Annotated in this window: 2 protein-coding genes; both read left to right on the forward strand. The window is 67.6% G+C overall.

Going from position 1 to position 2030, the window contains the following annotated elements; genetic code table 11:
- Positions 1–635, forward strand: a 635-nt coding sequence (locus I6U14_RS00565; protein ID WP_296896006.1) for a hypothetical protein, incomplete at its 5' end; no start/stop codon positions are given.
- 20 nt (positions 636–655) lie between these two features.
- Positions 656–1687, forward strand: a complete 1032-nt coding sequence (locus I6U14_RS00570; protein WP_296896008.1) for a glycosyltransferase — start codon at positions 656–658, stop codon at positions 1685–1687.
- The last annotated feature ends 343 nt before the right edge of the window (positions 1688–2030 follow it).

A 2030-nucleotide genomic window follows, 5' to 3' on the forward strand; every position in this document is an offset into this window, starting at 1 on the left:
GGTGTGTCGTCTTCCGCGGTGCGGTGTTTCGCACGGACTCCTCCGGGATCGCCCACTTGTTTTTCTTCGATCGTGCCGTGTTGACGTGGTGCTCGAATTCCGAGGTCGTCATCGACCGTTTTGTCGACGACCCGGCCGATGATCCCGGCGAGCTGGGCATCTCCGCGGCCCGCGGCGTACTGCGCTTCGTCGGCGGCAAGCTCAGCAAGGATGGCCGTGCAAGCATCGAGACCCCGCTCGGCAACCTAGGCATCCGCGGCGGCATCGCACTGATCGAAAGCAACGGCACCTCCGGTGACACCATCGCCGTGCTCATCTACGGAGAGCTACTGATGGCCAGACACCGCAGCTCCGGCGTGACCCAGCGCATCAACGCGCAGGGTCACGGCGTTCGGCTCACCCCGGACGGCAACATCGAGCCCTTCGGGCCCATCACGCCCCAGCGGCCCGAGGCGTTGCTCACGGCACTGTCGAGCCCGGGCTCCGGCCCCAGCCTGCCGCCGTTGCCGCTGCCCGCGGACTTCGACGGCTGGCTGCGCGATCTGGCGGCCCAGAACACCATTCAGGACAAGCGTGACGAGGAACGCCCATACCCGTTCCTCGTTCCCGCGGAGCAAGACTCGGTTCAGTCTTGACCGCGTCGGACAGCGCATCGATGAAGATTCTGTTCGCGACAGGGCATGCGCATCTGCCCGCCGTCGTTGGCGGGCTGCAGACGACCCTGCATGACCTCTGTCTCGCGCTCGGGCGACACGGCACCGAAACAGCTGTGCTGTGCGGCACCCTGGACCGCGACGCCGGTACGCGCTGCGATCGCGCGCTCGGTTACCCGGTGCTCCGGAGCCCCGATCCGGTGGGGGCACTTGGGCCGTTCGCAGCGGTCGAAAGACCCGACGCCTTGGTGGTCCTGACCGGGGCCCATCTCATCGATCTGCTGCTTGCTGGTCTCGACTGCGGCCTGCCGGTCGCCGCCTATCTCCACAACGTCGAATACCGGGAGCTCGGCGGGGTCCTCTTGCCGGACCCAGCGGTGCTGTATCTGGCCAACTCGCAGTTCACGTCGCGACGGCTGAAAGGACTGTTCGGCATCGACACGACAGTCATCTATCCGCTGGTCGATCCCGAGCGCTATCGTCTGCGGAGCACGGGCGAGAAGCTGCTGTTCATCAATCCGACCCAACTGAAGGGGCACGAGATCGTTCTGGAGGTGGCCCGCGCGCTCCCGGACGTGTCTTTTCGCATCGCCGAGAGCTGGCATCTTCCGACCGCCTGGCGCGACCACTGCCGCGCCCGCGCCGGCCGTCTCGGCAACGTCGAATGGCTTGCCCCGACCAGATATCCGGAGGAGCTCTACGGCAGCGCACGACTGCTGCTGATGCCTAGCATCTGGGAGGAGGCGTTCGGGCGCTCCGCCCTGGAGGCTCAGCATGCCGGCGTGCCGGTGCTGGCGAGCCAGCGGGGTGGTCTGCCGGAGGCGGTGGGTGACGGTGGTGAGCTGCTGCCGGCGGACGCGCCGGTCGAGACCTGGATCGAGGCCGTCAGGCGGCTGCTCGATGCGCCTGCGACGCTGGCAGAGCTGGCATCTCGCGCGCGGGCACATGCTGAGAACCAGTGCTTTCGCCCAAAGACCATCGTCGATGCGCTGCTCGGCGCCCTTGAGCGTCACGTCGCAGCGGCTCGATTGTGAACCGCCATGCGGCTGCTCTTCGCCACGACCCACCCCTTTCCCCCGGAGCACGTCTCCGAGCCCGGCCTCACCCTGCGCGAGCTCGGACAGGCGCTGTCCGCACGCGGGCACGACGTGATGCTAGTGTGCGGGCGCTCAAGGCTCGCCGACCATCGCTCGCGATCCCCCGCCGGCATAACGGTCGCAAGCTACGACCACTCGCGGCTGCTGCTTCCCTCCAATCCTTTTCCCCCCCTTCCCCCCCTCTTTTCCCTATTCCCCCCCCTTTCCCTTTTTGTCCCCGATTCCGCCGTCGGCGGCCTGCCCGCCGCGCCCACCTCCCCCAGGTTTCCCCGCGCCCCTT

Source organism: Thiohalocapsa sp. (assembly GCF_019695415.1).
GTDB lineage: Bacteria > Pseudomonadota > Gammaproteobacteria > Chromatiales > Chromatiaceae > Thiohalocapsa.